The 22,668-nt window shown below is 32.2% G+C and carries 24 protein-coding genes and 1 tRNA gene; 10 read left to right on the plus strand and 15 right to left on the minus strand.

The annotated features are described in order from the left end of the window. Positions 1 to 39 precede the first annotated feature (39 nt). The 5 genes from ACJMLB_RS05905 to ACJMLB_RS05925 form a co-directional block, all read right to left on the minus strand. Positions 40 to 300: an EhaE family protein gene (locus ACJMLB_RS05905; RefSeq protein WP_296856831.1), complete on the minus strand. Its 261-nt coding sequence runs from the start codon at positions 298 to 300 to the stop codon at positions 40 to 42. Beyond that, entirely contained in the window at positions 300 to 626 is a 327-nt protein-coding gene (locus ACJMLB_RS05910; protein ID WP_405324477.1) for a DUF2108 domain-containing protein, read from the minus strand. Before ACJMLB_RS05910 ends, ACJMLB_RS05905 begins: the two co-directional genes overlap by 1 nt. Positions 627 to 688: 62 nt before the next feature. Beyond that, positions 689 to 964: a DUF2109 domain-containing protein gene (locus ACJMLB_RS05915; RefSeq protein WP_296856829.1), complete on the minus strand. Its 276-nt coding sequence runs from the start codon at positions 962 to 964 to the stop codon at positions 689 to 691. 110 nt (positions 965 to 1,074) lie between these two features. Beyond that, a complete protein-coding gene (locus ACJMLB_RS05920) occupies positions 1,075 to 1,575 on the minus strand; it encodes a hypothetical protein (RefSeq protein WP_296856828.1) in 501 nt (166 codons plus the stop codon). Further along, positions 1,575 to 1,889: an energy-converting hydrogenase A subunit A EhaA gene (locus ACJMLB_RS05925; protein WP_405324480.1), complete on the minus strand. Its 315-nt coding sequence runs from the start codon at positions 1,887 to 1,889 to the stop codon at positions 1,575 to 1,577. The genes ACJMLB_RS05920 and ACJMLB_RS05925 overlap by 1 nt, the downstream gene beginning before the upstream one ends. Positions 1,890 to 2,266: 377 nt before the next feature. Between ACJMLB_RS05925 and ACJMLB_RS05930 the strand changes: the two genes are divergently transcribed. The 3 genes from ACJMLB_RS05930 to cgi121 all read left to right on the plus strand — a co-directional run bounded on the left by ACJMLB_RS05930 (position 2,267) and on the right by cgi121 (position 5,451). Then, positions 2,267 to 3,205, plus strand: coding sequence for an SDR family oxidoreductase (locus ACJMLB_RS05930; protein ID WP_405324482.1), 939 nt, complete (start codon positions 2,267 to 2,269; stop codon positions 3,203 to 3,205). Positions 3,206 to 3,279: 74 nt separating this feature from the next. Beyond that, entirely contained in the window at positions 3,280 to 4,824 is a 1,545-nt protein-coding gene (locus ACJMLB_RS05935) for a (R)-citramalate synthase (protein WP_405324484.1), read from the plus strand. Positions 4,825 to 4,923: 99 nt separating this feature from the next. Next, a complete protein-coding gene (cgi121, locus tag ACJMLB_RS05940) occupies positions 4,924 to 5,451 on the plus strand; it encodes a KEOPS complex subunit Cgi121 (RefSeq protein ID WP_405324486.1) in 528 nt (175 codons plus the stop codon). Between the two features lie 87 nt (positions 5,452 to 5,538). Here cgi121 and ACJMLB_RS05945 read toward each other — a convergent pair whose 3' ends face one another. From ACJMLB_RS05945 to ACJMLB_RS05965, 5 genes are all read right to left on the minus strand, one after another. Continuing rightward, complete coding sequence (locus tag ACJMLB_RS05945; RefSeq protein WP_405324488.1) at positions 5,539 to 6,555, minus strand: DegT/DnrJ/EryC1/StrS family aminotransferase; 1,017 nt, start codon at positions 6,553 to 6,555, stop codon at positions 5,539 to 5,541. A 66-nt stretch (positions 6,556 to 6,621) separates the two neighbouring features. Continuing rightward, positions 6,622 to 7,818 carry a hypothetical protein gene (locus ACJMLB_RS05950; protein ID WP_405324490.1) on the minus strand — a complete coding sequence of 399 codons (1,197 nt, stop codon included), beginning with the start codon at positions 7,816 to 7,818 and terminating at the stop codon, positions 6,622 to 6,624. 194 nt (positions 7,819 to 8,012) lie between these two features. Continuing rightward, entirely contained in the window at positions 8,013 to 8,939 is a 927-nt protein-coding gene (gene guaA / locus ACJMLB_RS05955; protein ID WP_405324494.1) for a glutamine-hydrolyzing GMP synthase, read from the minus strand. 115 nt (positions 8,940 to 9,054) lie between these two features. After that, positions 9,055 to 9,297, minus strand: a complete 243-nt coding sequence (locus ACJMLB_RS05960) for a hypothetical protein (protein WP_295607750.1) — start codon at positions 9,295 to 9,297, stop codon at positions 9,055 to 9,057. 62 nt (positions 9,298 to 9,359) lie between these two features. After that, on the minus strand, positions 9,360 to 9,929 hold the full coding sequence (locus ACJMLB_RS05965; RefSeq protein ID WP_295607753.1) for a GMP synthase subunit A: 570 nt from the start codon (positions 9,927 to 9,929) through the stop codon (positions 9,360 to 9,362). A 215-nt stretch (positions 9,930 to 10,144) separates the two neighbouring features. Between ACJMLB_RS05965 and ACJMLB_RS05970 the strand changes: the two genes are divergently transcribed. Together ACJMLB_RS05970 and ACJMLB_RS05975 are read left to right on the plus strand one after the other, a co-directional pair. Further along, entirely contained in the window at positions 10,145 to 10,291 is a 147-nt protein-coding gene (locus tag ACJMLB_RS05970) for a hypothetical protein (protein ID WP_296856820.1), read from the plus strand. Between the two features lie 89 nt (positions 10,292 to 10,380). Then, positions 10,381 to 11,859: an Ig-like domain repeat protein gene (locus ACJMLB_RS05975; RefSeq protein ID WP_295607755.1), complete on the plus strand. Its 1,479-nt coding sequence runs from the start codon at positions 10,381 to 10,383 to the stop codon at positions 11,857 to 11,859. A gap of 156 nt (positions 11,860 to 12,015) precedes the next feature. On the opposite strand, the gene ACJMLB_RS05980 is transcribed toward ACJMLB_RS05975, so the two are convergent. The 3 genes from ACJMLB_RS05980 to gatD form a co-directional block, all read right to left on the minus strand. Further along, complete coding sequence (locus tag ACJMLB_RS05980; protein WP_296869259.1) at positions 12,016 to 12,954, minus strand: NAD(P)/FAD-dependent oxidoreductase; 939 nt, start codon at positions 12,952 to 12,954, stop codon at positions 12,016 to 12,018. A 118-nt stretch (positions 12,955 to 13,072) separates the two neighbouring features. Beyond that, entirely contained in the window at positions 13,073 to 15,010 is a 1,938-nt protein-coding gene (gene gatE / locus ACJMLB_RS05985) for a Glu-tRNA(Gln) amidotransferase subunit GatE (RefSeq protein ID WP_405324499.1), read from the minus strand. Between the two features lie 11 nt (positions 15,011 to 15,021). Then, complete coding sequence (gene gatD, locus ACJMLB_RS05990; RefSeq protein WP_405324501.1) at positions 15,022 to 16,329, minus strand: Glu-tRNA(Gln) amidotransferase subunit GatD; 1,308 nt, start codon at positions 16,327 to 16,329, stop codon at positions 15,022 to 15,024. Positions 16,330 to 16,577: 248 nt separating this feature from the next. Between gatD and ACJMLB_RS05995 the strand changes: the two genes are divergently transcribed. The 5 genes from ACJMLB_RS05995 (at position 16,578) to ACJMLB_RS06015 (ending at position 21,455) form a co-directional block, all read left to right on the plus strand. Next, positions 16,578 to 16,967 (plus strand): winged helix-turn-helix transcriptional regulator, encoded by a 390-nt coding sequence (locus ACJMLB_RS05995; RefSeq protein ID WP_405324503.1) that lies wholly within the window; start codon positions 16,578 to 16,580, stop codon positions 16,965 to 16,967. Positions 16,968 to 16,979: 12 nt separating this feature from the next. Beyond that, positions 16,980 to 18,131 (plus strand): cyclophilin-like fold protein, encoded by a 1,152-nt coding sequence (locus ACJMLB_RS06000; RefSeq protein WP_405324505.1) that lies wholly within the window; start codon positions 16,980 to 16,982, stop codon positions 18,129 to 18,131. 28 nt (positions 18,132 to 18,159) lie between these two features. Then, a complete protein-coding gene (locus ACJMLB_RS06005) occupies positions 18,160 to 18,597 on the plus strand; it encodes a cyclophilin-like fold protein (RefSeq protein WP_405324507.1) in 438 nt (145 codons plus the stop codon). A 72-nt stretch (positions 18,598 to 18,669) separates the two neighbouring features. Next, positions 18,670 to 19,638 carry an alpha/beta hydrolase gene (locus tag ACJMLB_RS06010; RefSeq protein WP_405324508.1) on the plus strand — a complete coding sequence of 323 codons (969 nt, stop codon included), beginning with the start codon at positions 18,670 to 18,672 and terminating at the stop codon, positions 19,636 to 19,638. Between the two features lie 224 nt (positions 19,639 to 19,862). After that, positions 19,863 to 21,455, plus strand: coding sequence for a putative glycoside hydrolase (locus ACJMLB_RS06015; RefSeq protein WP_405324510.1), 1,593 nt, complete (start codon positions 19,863 to 19,865; stop codon positions 21,453 to 21,455). Between the two features lie 135 nt (positions 21,456 to 21,590). Here ACJMLB_RS06015 and ACJMLB_RS06020 read toward each other — a convergent pair. Continuing rightward, a tRNA-Ala gene (locus tag ACJMLB_RS06020) sits at positions 21,591 to 21,663 on the minus strand. Positions 21,664 to 22,191: 528 nt separating this feature from the next. Next, positions 22,192 to 22,623 (minus strand): very short patch repair endonuclease, encoded by a 432-nt coding sequence (locus ACJMLB_RS06025; protein ID WP_405324511.1) that lies wholly within the window; start codon positions 22,621 to 22,623, stop codon positions 22,192 to 22,194. Positions 22,624 to 22,668: the final 45 nt, after the last annotated feature.

Genomic DNA, 22,668 nt, shown 5'->3' on the forward strand with positions numbered 1-22,668 from the left:
ATTGAAACTGAATTTCATTTTTTAATAAATTGATAAGCATTATACATCAGCCCCTATCTCTTCTAAACGAGAAATAGCTCTAAACAAGATCAATGTTACAATAATTGTAGTTGCAATTAAAGTCAAAAGAGCTAATGTAGAATTGTAAGTAAGTAAAATCAATGAAACTCCTACAGATGCCACTTCAGTATTGATGGTTCTTATGATTGGGTCTTTCACTCCAGGACCCCAAACGGCAGCAAGGCTTCCAAAAATGGCAAGCGCTAAACCTACATAAACCCAAAGAGCAAGATTAAACATTATTTACCACCTTCAGAGTTTCTTGTTTCATTTTCACTGCTTTGAATCATTTTAGGAAGTGTGGAAAAATCCTTTAATTTTGATTTGCGCACTTCATTTATCTTAATCAAAGCAAGCAAGAATACAATAATAGATAATGGATCAAGGACAGCAGTTAAAAAAGCAACATCCAAATATTTAAAGCTGACTATAGCTAAAAACAATCCTGCTTCCAAGATTGAAACCATTATTACCTTATCCAATGGTTTTTTAAGTAGGACAACTCCAATAGCACCTATTATCATCAAAGCAATTGATATTGTTGTCAAGTCAATAAATTCTAACATTTAAATCCCATTTCTATTATTTTAAAAATAATGAGTAAGTATAATTTTATTTATCTTTTTCACTAGTTTTCCTTATGCTCTTCCATATTCTTGTCATAGGTGATTTCATCTTCCAAATCCTTTAGACTGTATGCAATTGCATTTGCACCAATTGTTGAAGAGATAAAGAAAGTTGCAGCTAATACAAGACCAAACGGAGTTTGAATATACAATGCAATGAGTGCAGAGACACAGAATCCTATTACATTTATGTAAAGCAATTTTTCTGCTCTATCTTTGGTTATTACTGCTCTTAAAGCCATTAAAATTGCAATAACTCCAATAATTTCAATAAACATGATTTAACCTTGTATTTTTTTAATTTTTTAAATCTAATCAATTTAATTTATTTTAATAAATTATTTTAATAATTTATTTTAATAATTTATTTTATTAAATTACTTCTTAATTATTCATATTTAGTATATCTGCCAAAGGATTTTGCTATTTTTCCAATTAATCTGGAACTTGTAGGATGGTGAATTCCTTGAATAGTGAATATTGCAATTACCATTCCACAAATGAACATCTCTGGAGTGATTCCAATGAATGAGAATATGAATATGAGTAGTGTCATGGTCAAAGCGCCAGTTGTTCCAGCATAACCAGGATCTGCACATAATCTATTTCCAATGTAAACAAGCAATGCAGCTATTAAACCGCCTTGAATTCCAAGAATGTAAACTCCTATTGAAGCAATCAATGTTCCTGCTGATGCATCTGGGGAACATAAGATGTTTCCTTGGAAGAATCCTCCTGCCAAATCCCCTTTCCTATTTTTTATGGAATATCCTACAGTTTCCGCCCCTTTAACACCTGGAGCCTCAGGAAGTCCAAGGAATGTATCCACTATCACAAAATTAAGCCAAGAGATGATGGTTGCTAAAATCAAACCAAGTATTAGATTCATTATTTGCTACCTCCTTGAGGATTTGGAAAAACATAATCGAATAGATACTTTACAAAAATAGCTGAAAACACTCCTACTAAAATTGCAATTAACAATCCATTATAAATCCAAAACACATTTAATGAATAAAAAATAGCTAGAATTCCTATAGCAAATACAGGAGTTGGAAATAGTGCGCTTTTGGTCCAGGAAAACCTGATTGGCTTTTCTGGAAGAAGTGGCAATTTTAAAGCTAACGCTAAAGCTACTGCTACTATGATAGCCACTATATAATTCATTAGTAATTGAAATCCATTAGCACCTATACTAATCATAATTATAATTATGTTATAATATAATATATATCTTTTATTACTTATTGCCAAGCCGAAAAAATGGCTCGAATTTTTGATTATTTTTAAAATCGAAAATAAATTAAAGAAATAATACAAAATAAAGAATTATTATTAACAATCAAGGAAAATAAGGCATAAAAAAGGATAAAAATTTAGGCATCCCTAAAAGTTTGAATTGTTAATATTTTCAACATTGTATGTATTTGTTTCATATATAAATTACAAAATATTAAAATAGTATTAAAATTATAAATTTATACTAATATAGAAAATAAAATAATTAACCGATGATAAAAATCATAAGCATTAAATCATTGAAAAATCATTTTACATTATTAATTAAAGGACCAGATATAATGGAAAATAAGGAAATTGTAGTTACTGGAGGATGTGGATTTATCGGTTCACACATTGTTGAAGAACTATTGAAAGACAACAAGGTAACCATTATAGACAACTTATCCTCTGGAAAAATGGAAAACTTGGAAAATCCAAATCATGAAAATTTAACTTTAATCAAAGAAGATCTTTTAGACTGTGATTTAGATGAGATTTTAAAAGGCAAGGATTATGTATTCCACCTTGCAGCAAAGGTAAGCGTACCTGGAAGTGTAGCAGAGCCTTTAGATTACAACGAAACAAACATTGACGCTACCTTAAAATTGCTCATAGCATGTAAAAACAACAACATCAAAAAGATTGTTTTCTCATCATCTTCTGCAGTTTATGGCGAAAATCCAAATATGCCACTAAAGGAAACTGAACTTCCTATGCCTTCATCCCCTTATGCTGCTCAAAAGGCAAGTGGGGAATTATATTTGAAATCATTCTACGAAAGCTATGGATTGAATTATGTAGCTTTAAGGTATTTCAATGTCTTTGGTCCTAGACAAGATGAAAACTCACCTTATGCTGCAGTGATTCCTAAATTCATCTCTGCAATCCTAAAAGGGGAAAGCCCTGTCATTTATGGCGATGGAGAGCAAAGCAGAGACTTTATCTTTGTAAAGGAAATAGCTAAAGCAAATATTGCAGCATGCGAATCTGACTACAATGGAGTAGTCAACGTTGCATTAGGCAAATCAATGACCATAAATCAGTTATTTGATATCGTAAGTGATGTTTTGGAATCCGACTTAAAAGTCAATTATCTTGATGAACGCCCAGGAGACATTAAACACTCATTAGCAGACATAAGCAATCAAGAAAAAATTAACTTTAATCCTGATAAAGATAAATTTGAAGAGCAATTAAGGGAAACGGTAAAATGGTTTAAAGAAGAAATGGAAAAATAATCCTCATCGAATTAAAAAAAAGAAAAAGGATAAAAAACTCATACTAATATTATTTATCAAGAAGAAGTGGAAAAATGAAAATAGAAGTATTAGACACCACATTAAGAGATGGAGAACAGACTCCAGGAATCTCATTAAATGCAATTAAAAAATTAAGGATAGCTACCAAATTAGATGAAATAGGAGTTAATTCCATTGAGGCAGGCTCAGCCATTACCTCTGAAGGAGAAAGGGAAGCTATCAAATTGATTACATCTCAAGGCTTGAATGCAGAGATTGTAAGCTTCTCAAGAACATTGCTTAAGGATGTGGATTACTGCCTGGAATGTGATGTCGATGCTGTAAATGTTGTAGTTCCCACTTCCGATTTGCATTTGAAATATAAGCTTAAAAAATCACAAGACGAAATGCTTGAAGATGCAGTAAAAGTGGTTGAATACGCTAAAGACCATGGACTTTCTGTAGAGCTTGCAGCTGAAGACTCAACAAGAACTGATGTCGAATACTTAAGGAAAATATTCAAGGCAACAATCGATGCAGGAGCGGATAGAATCTGTCCATGTGACACTTTAGGAATGCTTACACCACTCAAATCATTTAATTTCTATAGGAAATTCACTGATTTGGGAGTTCCTGTAAGTGCTCATTGCCATAATGACTTTGGCCTTGCAGTAGCTAACACCTTATCCGCTATTGATGGAGGAGCTACCAGATTCCATGGAACCATCAATGGACTCGGTGAAAGAGCTGGAAATGCAGCTATTGAAGAGGTTGTAGTCTCATTGAACACATTGTACAAATATAGTGAAGATGATGAGGAAAGCAAATACACCACTGACATTAAGATAAATCAACTTTACAGCACTTCCAAATTGGTTTCAAGATTAAGCAATGCTTATCTTGCTCCAAACAAGCCTATCGTAGGTGAAAATGCATTTGCACATGAATCAGGAATTCATGCAGATGGAGTTATAAAAAACAGTGCCACATATGAACCTATTATGCCAGAGCTTGTAGGCCATAGGCGTAAGTTTATCGTTGGAAAGCATGTTGGAACCAAAGGATTGGACAACAGATTGAAGGAATTAGGCATTGAAGTGAACAGTGCACAATTGAATGAGATCTTCCTTAAGGTAAAGGACCTTGGAGACAAGGGAAAAACCGTTACCGACACTGATTTGGAAGCTATTGCAGAGCATGTCCTAAACATCGAGCAGGAAAAGAAAATCAATCTTGATGAACTTACAATCGTTTCAGGCAATAAGATCAGACCAACTGCTTCAATTAAGATGAACATTGAGGATAAGGAAGTCATAGAGGCAGATGTAGGTATCGGTCCTGTTGATGCAGCAATCAATGCAGTGAATAAGGGAATTAAAAACTTTGCAGACATAAAGCTTGAGGAATACCATGTAGATGCAGTTACAGGTGGTACAGATGCATTGATTGAGGTAATTGTAAAGCTCTCATCAGGAGATAAGATCATATCTGCAAGAGCAACTGAACCAGATATTATCAATGCAAGTGTGGAAGCCTATGTTGATGGTGTAAACAGATTGCTTGAAAACAATCATTTTTCTTTGGATAAAAAACAATCCAAGAAGAATAAGAAAAACTAATTTTTGAATTATAATTATAATTTAATCAATTATATTTTTTATAAATTAAATTTTAATCTTATAGATTGATAAAATAGATTGATAAAATAGAGCGATAAAATGAAAGAATACAATAATGAATTGGCTAATTTGGATAATGTTGAAATATTAGGATTCACTGGAGAGATAGAAAGTATTCCTAAAACATTAAAACAAGTTGAAGACATTAGAAACAGCTGTTGTGATGTTGGCATTATTCAACTTATGAATGCAGATGCAATAGCGGGAAAGGAACACCTTCAGCAAGGAGTCATTCATGCAATCAATGCATTCAAAAGAGGGGAAAATTTAGCTAAGGATTTAGGTATTGAAATATTGATAAGAACTTCCGCTCAAAGGCAAATTTCCAAGGCATTTAACATACTTGGTCTTAAGGAAGGTAAGATGAATATAGTGGTTGTTCTAATCGATTGTCCAGATTACTTTATCGATGAATTATCTGATATGTTTGTAAGAAATGATGCTGTTTTAGAAGCTGATGAATCAATATTATTGAACTTATATGATATTCCTGAAAAAGAGTTAAAGAAGATGCATATAACAGACATATTAATTGATAAAACTACCAGATTACTAGTAGATCAATGAAAAAAGTTATTAAAAAAATTATTAAAAATCTAAAAAATCTATTTTTAATTAAATTGTCAAAACAATTTTATTTAAAAAAATCTATTTTTATTTATTATCAAAGCCCTTTAAGGTTTTGATGATTTCATCCAAATTATCTTGACTTAAACATTCAATATCCAAATTCTTGATTTCCAAAGCAACTGCCTTTTCTTTTAATCTATTGTAATTAGGACATTTGGTAATCATCCCATGACTGTCTAAAACAAATTCCTGACGTAATTTATAGGATAATGATTTAGGGTCTTCTGTTTCCATTATTACATTGATTCCTCTTTTATCCTTGTGGAATACATTAAAATCTGTTTCATCTCCAATAGCTTCCTTAAGGTATAAACATGCATCAATAGTCTTTTTAAGATTATCCTTAGCGAAATCCAGTTCATTATAGATTCCACATGCAGTTATTTTGCTTGCCTTATTTGTTTTTAGAAGAAGCTTTGAATTATCAAAAAATCCATCATCATTTGTTGTTATGAATCCTCCGTCCTCAACATTGACTATCTTTGGAGAACCAGTAGATCCAATAATGATGTCTGAATAATTACCATTTGCCAATCTGTTCTCATAATCTCCAATAGCTCCTGATGCATCTTCCACAACAAGAATATTGTTCTTATGGGCAAAATCACAAATTGCCTCCAAGTCCTGTTCAGCAGTATAAGCTGCAAAGCTTGTTAAAAAGAGAGCAGATTTATTGTTTTCATCATCTAAATCAATGACATTATCATTTGATGAGGAAATAATTGATTCATTGAGCTCATCTAAATCTATCAATCCTTTATCTGTCTTTACTGTAATTAAATCCTTCTTTAAAAATTTAGCTATTTGCTTAAATCCATTCCATGCTCCTTGATCTGGAATTAAAATAGCACCATCAATAGAATTCATTGCAGAAAGAATAGCGGAATTTCCACTATTTACCAATTTAGCATGACTTTGATTAGTGATTTTGGCTAATTTCTCTTCAGCCAAACTGTGATAATCCTGATTATCCTCGCCCCTTGCTACATTAGACATGGCCATTTGAGTTTCCTTTGAAGGTGTTTTAAATTTGAGATTCATATTTTTACCTAAAGTCATTTCATTTAAATGATTAATTTTATATAAATTTATTATTGTTGCATATTATTATTGTTGCAAATCTGGAGATTTCTTGAAGAAGGAATCCAATGTTGTCTGCTTTGAATGCAATAATTCCTTTAGTAAATTGCTTTGCTTCACATATTTGCTGATTGGAATCTTTAATTTGGTTCCACAGTAAACAAGAGACTCTTTTAGTGATTCAAACTCCTTGTACTCACCATTCATTGCATATTTAATATTCTCTCTAACATTAAACACTCCTAATGGCACATAACCTGAATAAGCTTCTCTAAGTATAATAACACCAGATTGGAGCTTAAGTTTAGCCAATTTATCCAATACTGCCATTTTAGCAGTGTAATAACATCCCCCTACACAGGAATACTCAGTTTTATCAGCATTTGTTTCATAATCTGAGAAAATCATTTCCTCTTTACCAAGTATCTTAATAAATGCTTCAAACCATTCGTATTGCCATTCTGTAGGTGTTAAAATAATTGCATAATAATTCTTCAAGCTTGAAAATTCATAAACCCTATAGGAATCCATAATATCATAATGTCTAACTTCCTTCAATAGGTTGTCTGCAATTGTACTGTCACAAGCTGTAATTGACCATCTTGTTGGAACCAATCTTCGATTCTTTTTAAGACCAAATGCACCAACAGAGAACGCCTTTTGCATTGCTGAAAATGGAACATCCTTATTATGGAGATTCATCACTGCTTCACGAGCCTTTAAATCAGTATCATAGAAGCTTTTTTCAAGTTGCTTATCCCATTTAACTGCATCAATATCGAATTTTTCAATCAAAGCGCTTGGACCATGAGGTGTACTTTCTTCACTGAACATTGCCCCACTTGGCCTTGACCCAAAAGTGGCTTCGCTGTCAATGGATTTTGATGCAAGGGAAATGTCCTGAAGCTTTTCAACAAATGGATTCTCCAAATCCTTAATGTCAATCAATTGTTTTCCACGGACAAGATTTAATCTGTAACCAATAATGTCATCTTGAGTTTTATTTTCACCTATCCACTGCTCTGGAGAGTCCATTATATATGTATCTCCAAGTTGAGGAACCATCATAGGTCCAGCATACACTTTAGGATAGCTCCATCGACCTATAAAAACAGATGGTGGTGTACTGCCATCTAAATCCTTTCCAACATCAACTGATTTCATTTGTATATTCTCAGTTAATTTTGCTAAATAAGCATTTTTAGTAGTCTTAGATGTTCTCATAATAATACCTTAAATAAAATAAATGATGATGATTGCTAATTAAGTATGATGAAAAATAAAATAGTTAAAATTAGTTTTAAAAACTAATTTAACTTAAATTAAGAGAATTTACACTAATAGAATTCATAAGTAATTAGTTAATAATTTATAGAAAATTAATTTAATTAGTCAATTAATAAATAAAAAATTAATTATTAACAGAATTCAATAGTGCTTGGTGGCTTATCACTAATGGATAAAGCAACATGAGTAACTTCAGAAACTTCAGAAGTGATTCTTCTGGAAATGGTTCTGATTACATCCCAAGGCATTTCAGGGACGGTTGCAGTCATTGCATCAATTGAACTGATCAATCTGATTACAATAAGATAGCCGAAGTCTCTTTCATCACCTTTTACACCAGTAACCTTAGTGTCGGTAAGCACTGCAAAGTATTGCCATAATTCCTTATCCAAGCCAGCTTTTTCCACTTCTTCTCTTACAATAGCATCTGCAGCTCTACAAACAGCTAAATTATCTCTTGTTAAAGCTCCAACAACTCTTACACCAAGTCCAGGACCTGGGAAAGGTTGTCTTTGTACAATGCTATCTGGAAGACCTAATTCCCTACCGACTTCTCTTACTTCATCTTTGTATAAATCTCTTACAGGTTCAACTACTTTTAAAACCATACCGCTTGGCAATGCCATGTTGTGGTGAGTCTTGATTTCTCCTTCAGTTTCAATCCAATCAGGAGCAATGGTACCTTGAACCAAGTATTTAGCATCAACTGCTTGTGCTTCCCTTTCAAAGACTTCAATGAATACTCTTCCAATGATTTTCCTTTTCTCTTCAGGATCATCCACACCTTCAAGCTCGGATAAAAATTCATCAGATGCGTCAACATACTTGAAGTTTAATCTTTCTTCGAAAACACTGCAAACCTGTTCTGCTTCTCCTTCTCTGAGCAATCCATGGTTAACGAATATTGCAGTTAAGTTGTCACCGATAGCCTCTTGAGTAAGAACTGAACAGACAGAACTGTCAACTCCACCGGATAATGCAATAATAGTTTTTTCATCACCAATTTCATCTTTGATTTTAATAATAGCATCTTCAATAAATTCTTTTGGGCTTAACATAAAAATACCTTAAAAATTATTTAAAAAAATATTTAAAAAACTATTGTTTAGTAAATTTGTTTATGAAATTTAATTTTTGAACAATATGAAAAATATTATTTAAGAATCCTTAGATTTATTCGAAATCTTCGATAAATTCCATAATGATAGCTTCTAAACCTTCGTCTTTGCCATCCATTACAGCATCCATCATATCTTCGTATTTGACATATTTTTCAATTTTAATAGCTTTTTCACCAATACCGGTGATTCTGAAATCTTGTTCTCCATCACCGATAGGAATAGTGATGTTTTTGAATTTTAAGTTAGCTTTGTTGTCAATTGCCTTTTTCTTAAAGTCATCTAAATTATCAAACATTTTATCAACCCTTTTTTTAAAATTAAAATAAAAAATAAATATAATCTAAATCTTTATTTAATTTACTCATTTTTATAATTCTGACAAATCTCATAAAAATTCTTAAAGATGAATTCCCCTTTAGGAGTATGATGAACCTCTGGATGGAATTGAATTCCATATATCTCTTTTTCCTTATGTTTCATAGCTTCTATATCACAAAGGGATGAACTTGCAATAATGTCAAATTCTTCAGGAAGAGTGTGAACTTCATCCTTATGGGAGCTCCAAACATCAAGAGGAGATTCGAGTCCTTTAAAGAGACTGGAAGTATCTAAAAGATCAATTTTTACTTGAGCATAACTTTCAGTGTCTGAAGTGGAAACTTCACCACCAAAGGTTTTAGCTATTAACTGATGACCTAAACAAATGCCAAGAATTGGAATATCAAAGTGCTTAATGAATTCCGCAGCATTTCCAACATCATCAATAGAAGGACCTCCACCTAAAATCAAGCCTATAGGCTCTTTTGCTTCAATCTCTTCAATGGATAAATCATTGCTGACCAATTGAGAAGGAATCTTAAGATATTGTAAGCTTCTTTGGATTCTATGGTTGTATTGTCCCTTGTTATTAATAACTAAAATTGTCATATAATCTCTCAAAATCATTTTTTTTTTCGAATAAATTCCTAGTATAATATTACAATTAAAGCAAAAAAATTAAATGCTTTATATATAGTATAATATTATATTAATTTAATATATATTTAATATAATATATAAATTTAATACATTTTTCACTATATTTTAAAATTAAATAACAACTTAAATAAATATAAATACTATTAAAAGATATATAAAAGATTATGAAAATCGATGAATTAATTACTTATTTGATAATTATTATTGTAGTAGCAGTTTTAATTAAATTATTTGCATGGCTACTGCCTATCCTTGTTGTTTTAGCAATAGCTTATGTCTTATATATTTTTATAACTGAAAAAGAATATTAATTTTTAACTAAAATAACAATGTTTTATTTGCTATTTTAATTAATACATTTAATACAGAATATTATTAAAACTCCTGAAGGGGGTATTAAATGAATAAAAAAATGTTCAGATTCTTATGTGCTATCTCAATTATACTTTTTATAATTAACATTGGCATCATATCTGCAAGTGAAATAGATCAAAGCACATGTTCTTTTTCAAATCAAATTCTGAGTGATGGCTCTGGAATGGATGAAATCCACACTGTTGAACCTGATGGATGCTCTACAGACACAACTCCTGAAGAGACAGAAGTCCAAGGGGACAATGCAAATCCAACACCTGAAGAGACAGAGGTCCAAGAGGGCAATGCAAATCCAACACCTGAAGAGACAGATTCAACTGACTCAACAGGCGATGAACCTCAAGAAGTGATATTGGAAAAAACATCATTAAGCTCTGCAGATTATGTCATAAAGAACAATTATTTAAATGTTTATTTGAAAGACAGCTCCAATAATGCTATTTTAAATCAGAAAGTTACACTTACCATAAACGGAAAAACCCTTTCTGCAATTACCAACAATAAGGGAATAGCTAGATTCAATATAACAAATGCTGCTAAAAAATATCAGATTACATTGAATTTTAAAGGAAATGACAAATACGAGTCTTCATCAAAAACATTGAATTTAAGAGTTATTGCAAAACCAATCTATACAAAAATAACCATTGCACAATATGGTATCTTTAGAGGCAATTACTTGAATGTATACTTGAAAACAACTGCTGGCAAGGCAATAGCAAATCAAACCATTAAAATAACAATCAATGGAAAAACCTATACAAAAATAACCAATAAGAACGGTTTAGCTAAATTAAAAATTAGCTTAAAATCTAACATTTATAGCGTTAGCATTAAGTATGCTGGGAAAGGCAATTACATACCTGTAAGCAAAAGCACTAAAGTCAATGTTCTTTCAAGCAAACTTATAGGAAAAACCAATTATGGGAAAGTATATTTCATTGGAGTTATTGGAAACCGCAGCTCTAATATAAAAATAGCTTATGTTGTAGGATTGCATTCCATGGAACATAAAATTCATGATTCACTTTATAAACAGATGATCAATAAAGTGAATATGAAATATAAATATTATATTTATAGAATCATCCTAACCAATAAAAAAGGATCATATTCCACATTAAGAATGAGGGGTCAAAAGCTTGCTAAAAACTATATTGTTCCTCATGCTAAAAATAAAAACTATGATTTAGTGGTTGATATTCATTCTACATCTGGAATAAGTTATAAGCAAACTTACTTCATACATGTTCCTAAGAATCAACATGCTCCTTCAATGAAATTAGCTAAAAAGACCATTAAAATAATTAAATCAATTGAGAGCAAGTCTAAAATGTTATATTGGTCTCCTCCAACTCAAACAAGTCCTCCTTATATTCATTTACCTCTTATTAAGGCAGGAACACCTACATTTGTATTTGAGACTTGGAGTTATGAGAAAAAATCTCAAACTGATAAAAGGGCAAAAATCTTAATTCAAGCAATAGATAAGGTATTTGACTAAAACAATTAAATATCTTATTTTATTTTTTTTTTTGGATAGAAATAATTATTCGTTAAAAGACGAATGAAAAAAAGAATTTAAAAAATTGAAAATCACCCTATTAAAATAAAAAAAATGAAAATAAAAAATAAAAAGAAATTAATAAAAAAATATCTTTCAAAGATTTATATAATTATAAGCGGAAATAGCAGCTACTGCACCTTCTCCACAAGCTACAATCCACTGTTTAACACCACCAGTTATATCACCTGCAGAAAAAACTCCTTCTACATTGGTAGCCTGATTCTTGTCAGTAATTATGTAACCGTTCTCATCCAAATCCACTCCTAATTCCTTAGCCAATTCATTGGAAGGATCATCACCAATAGCTACAAAGACAGCATCTGTTTTATAATCCTCTTCTTTGCCATTTCTTAAAAGAGTAACTGAATCAACAGCCATATCTCCTTTAATCTCTTCGATAGTTGAATTCCAAAGAACTTCAATATCATTTTCCTTCAAAGCATTTTGGAGATGATGCTCACATCTCAATTCATCTCTTCTGTGAACCAATTTAACATTGCAACCAAGGTTCTTAAGGTATAATGCCTCTTGAGCAGCACTGTTTCCTCCACCTACCATAAGAACATCCCTTCCAATGAAAAACATTCCATCACAGGTTGCACAGTATGCCACTCCACGACCTAAAAACTCTTCCTCACCAGGAACATTCAAATGCCTATGGCTTGATCCAGTTGCAAAAATGATTGTTTTAGTGAAGAATTCATTTTCACCGGCATCATCAGATGTCATCAATAAAGGAGAATTTTTAGTCTTTAAATTAAAGCCATCATCTGTTTTTTCAATTGATTCAATTACAGTATTTTCCAGAATTTCACAATAATTTTCACTTTGGGCCTTCATCTTTTGAATGAGTTCCATTCCAGCAATCAAGTCAAAACCAGGATAATTCTGCATCATAGGGACTTCCAAACCTAATCCTCCAGCCATTCCTTTATCAATGACTAAAGTTTTTGAGTTTTGTCTTCCAGCATACATTCCTGCAGTCAATCCTGCTGGACCTGCACCAATAATTACAATGTCATAATTCTCCATATTACACACCTAAATAAATATGAATTTAAATTTTTTTAAAATTGACTATTTTAAAATATGAATTTGAAGTTTTTAAAACTGACAAGAATTTATTTAAAAGAATAAATTAGGTCAAAATCTATAATAGATTTTGAATCTCTTCTCTAACAATCTTATTCACTAAACTACCATCAGCCTTTCCTTTAAGCTTTTTCATGCTCATTCCCATTAAAGGACCCATAGCACCCATCTGACGTTCCTTGATCATGGATTCGTTTTGGGTAGCGATCTCATGGATAATGTCTCTAACTGCATCTTCACTTAAAAGAGTTAAATTAGCTTCTTCAGCAATGTCTGCTACATCAGCATCTGGTTTTTTGCTAACTGCAATCATCAAGTCTTTAATAGCATCCTTAGAGATTTTTCCTTCTTCAAGAAGTGAGAAGACTTCAACCAATTTATCCTCATCAAAGATTGAAACATCTATTCCTTCCCTTCTTAGGTCTCTTAAATCTGAAACAAGCACTGAAGCAACGGTAGTTGGATCAACTTTAACCTTGCTTAATAATGATTCAAAAGTGTCTCCAAGCAATCTTCTAACGATTTGGCTAGCTAAATCTTCACTTAGCTTGTATTCTGCCTTGATTCTTTCTTTCTTCTCATCAGGAAGTTCCGGAAGGTTGTTCTTAATAGGTTCAACCATATCATCAGTGATTTGGAACAATGGAATGTCAGTTTCAAGATACATTCTGTTTGCAGTTGGAAGTGGTCTCATGTATTCGGTATTTCCATCATCCAATGCCTTTCTGGTTTCTTCAACCACGCCATCAAATGCCATGTTTGCTCTTCTTATGACCTCATTCAATGCATTTACAGCAACATCCTCATCATGAGCTACAATGATGATTGCATCTTGAGGACCTATTTTAAGGAACTCTTTCATAGCATCCACTTCTTCAGCACCGATACCATATGCAGGCAATTCATCTGTGTGGAAAAGTCCTGAAACTCCCATTTTCTTAGCATAGCTGGACAATTCAGTACCAAATCTTCTTCCAGGTTGAATCTCTTTACCGATAAGACCATCAAATCCTCTTAAGATAATACCCTTAATGCATTTTGCAGAGGACAATATTTTTGAGGAAGTGTCTTTAAATACTTCATCAAGGTCATAAATGGTATCTTCAACACTCGCATTTCTTTTTATGAGTTCATCTTTAATGTCTGCAAGTGCCAATTGCCTTTGAACCTCTCTTTCTACAATTTCAGGCATTAAATCAAGATCTTGCACACCTTTGATTTCAACTCTTGCACCTCTTGTAATGGAGATGTTTACATCCTGACGGATTGTACCGATTCCTCTTTTTACATTAGTGCTTCTCAATACCTGACCAATCATATAAGCAACTTCCTTTATTTGCTCTGGATGGTGCATTGAAGGATCTGTAGTGATTTCTGCAAGAGGAATTCCTAACCTGTCAAGACGGAATTCGGTAAATTCATCATCTGAATCTATTCTTCTTGCTGCATCCTCTTCAAGCCCTAATGATTCAATAGCTACTCTACCATATGGAGTGTCTAAGTAACCGTCAGTTGCTGCAAGACCGGTTCTTTGGAAACCACCGGTGTTACTGCCGTCAATTACTTGTTTTCTCATAGTATGGAACTCATCCACCATCTTCATGTTCAAAAGTGAAGCTATTGTAATACAAATGTCCAATGCTTCCCTATTCAATGCATGAGGAGGCTCATCATCAGTTTCAACAAGGCAAGTGTGATTATTGAATGACTCATACTTAAAGGTCATGTCCCTTAGGGACTCTTGCAATGCAGCTCTGTCTATTTGACCTAATTCACTTTGAGTTGGCCTTAAGTTTCTTATGATTCCATCATCGAATTCATCATCAATAAGTTCAGTTGAACATGGGCAGAAAAGCTTATGCTTTGTATTCAATTGTTGGTGAATTTCTAAACCCATCATAAGTCCAAGCTCTTCCCAATTTCTTTCAATCTTAGGAGTTTCAGACTTACCGCTTTTGTTTCCTTTGTTTCCTTTTTTAGATTTGTTTTTAGCCATTTTCTATCCTCCTAATTCAAGAAATATTTAAGTGAAGAACTTTCATTCAATTCTCCAGCAACATTGGTTTGAATAATGTCTTTAACTTCATTTACATCTTCAGTCTGTCCTAAAGCCCATGCCAATTTTACATAAGCGGTTTCAGGAGTCATGTCCATACCGGAAATTACACCAGCATCCTGCAATAGTCTTCCTGTACTGTAAACATTCATGTTTATTGTTCCATATAGGCATTGGGAAGTCATTACAACTGGAATTCCTTCATCGTTAGCTCTTTGAAGAGCATCAACCATATAATCAGGAACATGTCCAAGACCGGTTCCTTCTATAAGCAATCCTTTGTATCCTTTGTCAATGTGATAATCAATTATGTCAGACTTGATTCCAGGGAATGATTTGATTAAAGCAACCTTGCTTTCAATAGCTGTATTCAATTCCAATTCATTTTCTCCACGTTTTGTATATGGAAGATTGACTGATTTCACTTTACCGTCTCTTAAAAGAGCTATTGGCTCACTATCGATGCTTCTGAAAGTGTCCCTTCTGCTTGTGTGCATCTTGCGCACTTTAGTTCCCTTATGAAGTGCACAGTCACCGTCATTCAATGTGTTGTGCATCAATACTGTAACCTCTGCAATGTCTGACAATGCAGCTCCGCAGGAGTTGTAAATGTTAAGGAAAGCATCTGTTGAAGGTCTGTCTGAACTTCTTTGTGCACCGGTAATTACAATAGGAACAGGTGTCTTGATCATAAAGCTCAATGCAGCTGAGGTGTAATGCATAGTGTCTGTACCATGAGCAATCACTATTCCATCAGCACCATTATTGATGTCATCAGCAATGGACTCTGCTGCCTTTACCCAATATTCAGGTTGCATGTTTTCAGATAAAATGTTATATAACGCTTTAACATCATAATTAGCAAGATCCAATAATTCCGGATTTGCTCTAAGTAAGTCTTCTGCAGTGAATTTAGGGTGTACAGCCCCAGTCTTGTAATCGATAATGGAGGATACTGTACCACCAGTGGATATGATGGAGATGTTTTGTTTGTTAGGGTCTTTTTCTATTTTATCCCCTTCAAATCCTATCTTTGGCTTGTCTCCCTTTTCAATAAGTTCAATGCTTGCAGATTCAATGTTCACTCCAACATTGTATCCGCTGTCAAGTTTAATTACAATATAAGCGTCTTTTGCATCTTCAGATCTGTCAAGCAATATTCCCTCATAGGAAATATCTTCTTTAGTTACCTTTATTGTATCACCAATGGTAACATTAGCCTTATCTAAAAACTCTTTGGAAATTTCTTTATAAGTCATTTAATTCCTCTTGATTCGTTTTTATAAATTAATTTTAAAATATCAGTATTATTAAAATAGATTTCAAATCGTTTAAAAATCTATATTATATTTAAATATATTTATTAAAGTATATAATATTTAGTTAATATTATAATTTTCAATTAATATTCAATTAATATTCAATGATACTCACTGATATTCAGTTAATCCTTGTGGCATTTTTGCCACTAAAAACTATTAAACTATAAAAAAACAAATAAATCATCATGGTTCTGGAAGAAAAATTGTATGGGAATCAATTTGAAAGAAACATTGTAGGTAGTGCAATTAAGTCCATAAGCAATAAATGGACATTTTACATTTTAAAAGATCTGTTTTTGGGAAAAAAGCGTTTCACACAATTTCAAGAAAACCGCCCAAATCTAGATAATAAAACCCTTACAAGATGCCTTAAATCAATGGAAAAGAACAATTTAATTGAAAAAACTGTTAAAAATAATGAAACTGAATATTATTTAACTCCAAAAGGAATGAAACTAAATAAGGTATTATATGAATTGATTATTTTTGCTTTGGATACCCATGAGGAAGACTTTTACACAGACGAGGAAATAAATTTCATAAAGGAAACTTATATTGATATTCTTAACTTATAATTGGTGGTAAAATTGTTAGATAAAAGAATTGCTTTAATCTTGATTTTCATTGTAGGAATATTAAGTATTTCTGCAGTTAATGCTGTTGAAGATAGTGGTAATTCAGATATTGTTGATGATAGTCCCATAATAGTTGAAAGTACTCAAAATGTCACTGCATCTGACCTAAATTTAAATGATAGTACACAAACAGTTTTGGCAAAAAACACTTCCACAGGACCTAAATCAGTCACATTAAGTCCTTCAAAACTATCAACAACATACAGATCAGGAAAATATTTCAAGGTGAAAGTGATTGACAGCAAAACTAAAAAGCCTGTAGCAAAAGTTAAGCTTGTCTTAAAAGTATATACTGGCAAAAAATATAAGAAATTCATCAAAACAACTGATTCCAAGGGAATTGCAAAATTATATGCATCTACTTTAAGCATTGGCAGCCATAAAGTTACAGTCAATGTAAAGGATTCAAAACTGTATATCTCAAAGAAGAAAACCAGCTTGATAAAAATTTCAAAAGCAAAACCAATAATTTCCGCATCTAATAAAACAAGCTATTATAAGGAAAGCAAAAAATACAAGATAATTATTAAGAACAAGGAATCTAAAAAACCGATGAAGAATATTAAAGTATTAATTAAAGTTTACACAGGCAAGAAATATAAGCAATATTCCTTGAAAACAGATGAAAACGGAACTGTTGGTTTCAACATGAAATCATTGAATAAAAGCAAACACAAGGTTATCATTACAGTTAAAGCTACAACTAAAGTTAAATCAGCTTCTAAAATAAGATATATCAAAACAATTGCTCGCCCAAATATAATAAAACTTAAAGTCAATAATCATGTTTTTAATGTGAAATTGGAAAGCAATTCAGCAGCAAAAGCATTGATGGCCAAGCTAAAAAAAGGAAACATAACAATCTATGCTGAAGATTATGGAAACTTTGAGAAAGTGGGAGAATTAGGCTTTTCACTTCCAAGAAGCGATAAGTACATAACCACTTCACTTGGAGATATTGTGCTTTATAATGGAGATGAGATATCCTTATTCTATAACTCAAATTCATGGTCTTATACAAAATTAGGTAAAGTGCAAAATACAAAAGACTTGAAAAATATTTTAGGAACCGGAGACGCTACATTAGTCTTTAGTTTAAAATAAAATAAAGGTTCCATTTTAAGGTGATGCAATGCATTTCATTAAAAAAATTTGCTTTATAATAATATTGGGTTTAATTGCTTGCACTGCAGTGAGCGGAGATGATAGTGTGAATGATTCAGTTAAAGTCCAAATTAATGAGGATATTTTCGATGTTGAATTGGAAAATAATTCTGCTGCACAAGAATTAATTAAAGAATTGGAAAAAGGAAACATTACTGTTAATGCAACAGAATATGGTGGCTTTGAAAAAGTAGGGGAATTAGGTTTTTCACTTCCAACAAGTGATGAAAATATCAATACAGAACCTGGCGATATTGTCTTATATCAAGGGGATAAGATATCCTTGTTTTATGGCTCTCATTCATGGAGCTATACAAAATTAGGCAAAATAGACAATATTAGCTCCAATGAGCTAAAAGAAGTTCTAGGACCGGGTAATGTTACATTAGTTTTTAGTTTAGAATAGTCTATACGATTATTCCAAATTAAAGATAATTTGAAATATAAATATTATTTAATTATTAAAAAGGTGTTTATTATGAATAACATTGAAATAACAACAGAATGGGATAAAGTTTTCCCTAAAAGCGATAAAGTAGACCACAAAAAAGTGACATTTAAAAATAGATATGGAATCACATTGGTTGCAGATCTATACAAACCAAAGGATTCCAAAGACAAATTGCCTGCTATTGCATGTGCAGGACCATTTGGTGCTGTAAAAGAACAGGTTTCAGGCCTTTATGCTCAAACATTAGCTGAAATGGGCTTTTTGACAATAGCTTTTGACCCTTCATTTACAGGGGAAAGCTTAGGCGAACCTCGTGATATGGCATCCCCTGATATAAATACAGAAGATTTCCAAGCTGCTGTTGACTATCTTGTCACATCAGATGAAGTTGACGGTGAAAGAGTTGGAATCTGTGGAATCTGCGGATGGGGAGGAATGGCTTTAAATGCAGCATCCATTGATACTCGTATTAAGGCAACTGTAACCTCAACAATGTATAATATGACCCGTATTAACGCTAAAGGATATTATGATGCAGATGATAACGCTGATGCAAGATATGAAATGAAAGTTGCTTTAAACAATCAAAGAACTGAAGACTTTAAAAATGGAGAGTATGCAAAAGCGGGAGGAGTCATTAAGGAAGTAACTGATGACTTGCCTCAATTCGTGAAGGATTATCATGACTTTTACATTGAACCTTTAGGATATCACCCAAGGTCTCCAGGTTCAAATGATGGATGGAATGTAATTGGATGCATGTCATTCATATCTCAACCAATCATAGCTTACTCAGATGAAATCAGAACACCAATCTTAATGATTCATGGAGAAAAGGCTCATTCCAGATATTTCTCAGAAGATGAATTCGCTAAATTGACTGGCGACAACAAGGAGCTAATGATCATTCCAGATGCTGTGCATACTGATTTATACTATAAGACAGATGTAATCCCATTTAAAAAGATTGCAGAATTTTATAATGAAAACTTGTAAGTTACTTTAAATGGTAACTTTTTTCTTTTTTTCTTCTTTTTTATTTTTAATTTACAATATCCTTTTTCATCACTGATAATTAAGAGGATCCTATTCTAAATTGTTCTTGAATAATCGCTTCTGCAAAAATGTATTATATCCCTAAAAAAGACTGGTTTAGTGAAACAAACAAAACCAATAATGAAACAGTACATATAAAAATAAAGAAAAATAAAGGTTTTAATATGAAAAAAATATTTTTATTAATGATTTTCACTTTATTAATTCTATCTATTTCTGCAGTTTCAGCAGAGGATAATCTAATGGCATCTGCTGATGAAAATGCAGTTGATGGATTGCAGGAGATTCAAATTGAAGATCAAGCAAACCAAGAAAGCAGTGAAGAGATAATTGCTGAGAATCCAAGTGATGCGCTTCCTGAAGACACAACAGATAACGAAAATGATGAGGAAGATGAGCTTATAGAAGAAAAGGCAAATTCCACAATAACCACTTCAGATGTTAAAGGATATGAGTCATTTACAACTACAATAAGCATCAAATTAACAGCAAATAACACTGCATTATCTTCAAGACAAGTTCAAATTGAATTAGATGGAATCACTTATATTAAAACCACTGATGCAAATGGTGAAGTCAAGTTGAATGTCAAATTGAATAAGGGAACTTATTATGCTGAAATAACTTATTTAGGTGATGATTTAACAACTGATGCAACTGAAACCTGTAAAGTGACTATCTCATCTGCAATTAAAACCAAATTAAGAGTTGGAGATAAATACATCAATTATCGTCAAGGATTAAAATCCTTATTCTATGTAAAATTGCTTGATGCAAAAAACAATACCTTAAAAAATCAGAAAGTCACATTTAAGGTTGCAGGAAAAACCTATACTGCTATAACTAACAAGTACGGTAACGCTAAAATCTATTTAAGTCTTAAGAAAGGATTGCATGAAATCAAATATTCAGTTAAAAGCACTTCTCCTTATTTAGCTTCAAACGGTTCCTTTAAAATAAAAGTCAAACCTAAAATGACTAAAGGAGACGGTTATTGGCTATGGTCAAACCATATGAAAAAGGTGAATCTTAAAAGCCTTGCAAAAAGAGGCACCAAACACATTTTCCTTCATGTTCATGCAATATCCCTGTATGGAAGATCAGGTGTTGCTTCCTTTATTAAAAAAGCACATAAACATGGAATTAAAGTCCATTTATGGATGCAAGTCTGTTATAGGGGAGGAAAATGGGTTAGACCTATCGACAAAAATAACAAAATCAAGTATTCCTTCTTAAATAAAAGGATCAGAGAAGCAAAGAGCTATGCAAAGATTAAAGGAGTGGACGGCATTCACTTTGATTATGTCCGTTTCGGAGGTACTGCACATTTATATAAAGACCCTAATCGTGCAATAAACTACTTCATGAAAAAAGCTTCAACTGAAGTCCGTAAGGTTAAACAGAATTGCATTGTTTCAGCAGCAATAATGCCTGAACCAAGTGCAATGACCCGTTCTTTTGGCCAAGATGTATCAACAATGAGCAAATACGCTGATGTGTTGACTCCAATGGAATATAAAGGCAATTACAAGAAAAAAAGGACATGGCTCACCTCTGTAACAAAAAAATTCGTTAGCCAATCAAATGGAGCTCAAATTTGGGTTGGTTTGCAATCATATCATTCTGATAAGAATGCTAAAAAATTATCTCATGCAGCTCTTCTAAAAGATGCTAAAGCAGCTATGAAAGGTGGAGCAAAAGGCGTCTTATTATTTAGAATTGGCATAAGTTGCAATTTAAATTTTAAAAAGGTTTAATGCCTTTTTAATTTCTTTTTTTATTTCAAAACTTCTTTTTATATCATTATTTTATTTAGCAAATAAACACTAATTTTAGAAAATATTTTTTCAATAATAAAAATAAAATAAAATAAAATAAAATAAAAAAAGAAGTGGACTGACCGGGATTTGAACCCGGGGCCTCCGCCATGCCAAGGCGACGATCTACCATCTGAGCTACCAGCCCACAAGAATTAACAATTAATAATTAATTAAATTTAAAAAAAGAATTAAAGAATTAAGTTTTTTTAAAAAACTTAATTGAAAAAATAAAACAGAACAATAGTTACATCTATCATTCTAATGAATACATTGTACAATAGTACAGGTATTAGTATTATTATATATCGCTTATATATAATCGAGGATAATATCTCCTTCGTTTAGGAAAATTAACATTCCTAAAAATACTAAGAAACTAAAAAATACAGTCATAAACATTTAGCGACTCCATTTTTAAAGTTCTATATTAAATAGAACATAATAATTATACATGATTTTTAAAAATGAAAAAATCATATATTATTTACTATTATAAAAGAACTGGTATATAAATACATACTATTTAATCCTCTGATTGTTCGTATTTTGCAATATAAACTACGAAAAATCTTTTATTTTAGAAAAAAAATCGTGTTAAATCATTATAAATAATTATAAATCGTTATAAATTATTACAAAAGATAAAAAATTAGAAGAAATTGTAATAATTTTTCTATTCTCCATTATCTTGGGAGGTTATTCTATCGTATAAGATCTCAAGTGTCTCTTCACGCTTGTCCTTTTTCAATTCACACTCCCACACTGTAAGGACAGTCCATCCCATCGCTTTAAGCTCTGCCTGATTTCGTGCATCACGTTCCCTGTTTCTATAGAGTTTCTCTTCCCAATATTCAACATTGGATTTTGGCATTTTAGCATACTTGCAACCTTCATGAAGATGCCAGAAACAGCCATGAACAAAGACAGCAGTCTTGTACTTAGGCAATACAACATCAGGACGTCCAGGATACCTTTTATCATTCTTACGGAATCTGAGTCCCCTTGCAAAAAGATACTTGCGAACAAGAATTTCCGGCTTGGTGTCCTTTCCCCTAATCCTTGACATAATGTAACTACGGGTCTCCTTGCTAAATTTATCAGCCATGAAATCATCCCTAAAAAAACATCACAATGAATGAATATTCAAATT

Origin of the sequence: Methanobrevibacter sp. (assembly GCF_045114555.1) — an archaeon.
Taxonomy (GTDB): domain Archaea; phylum Methanobacteriota; class Methanobacteria; order Methanobacteriales; family Methanobacteriaceae; genus Methanobrevibacter.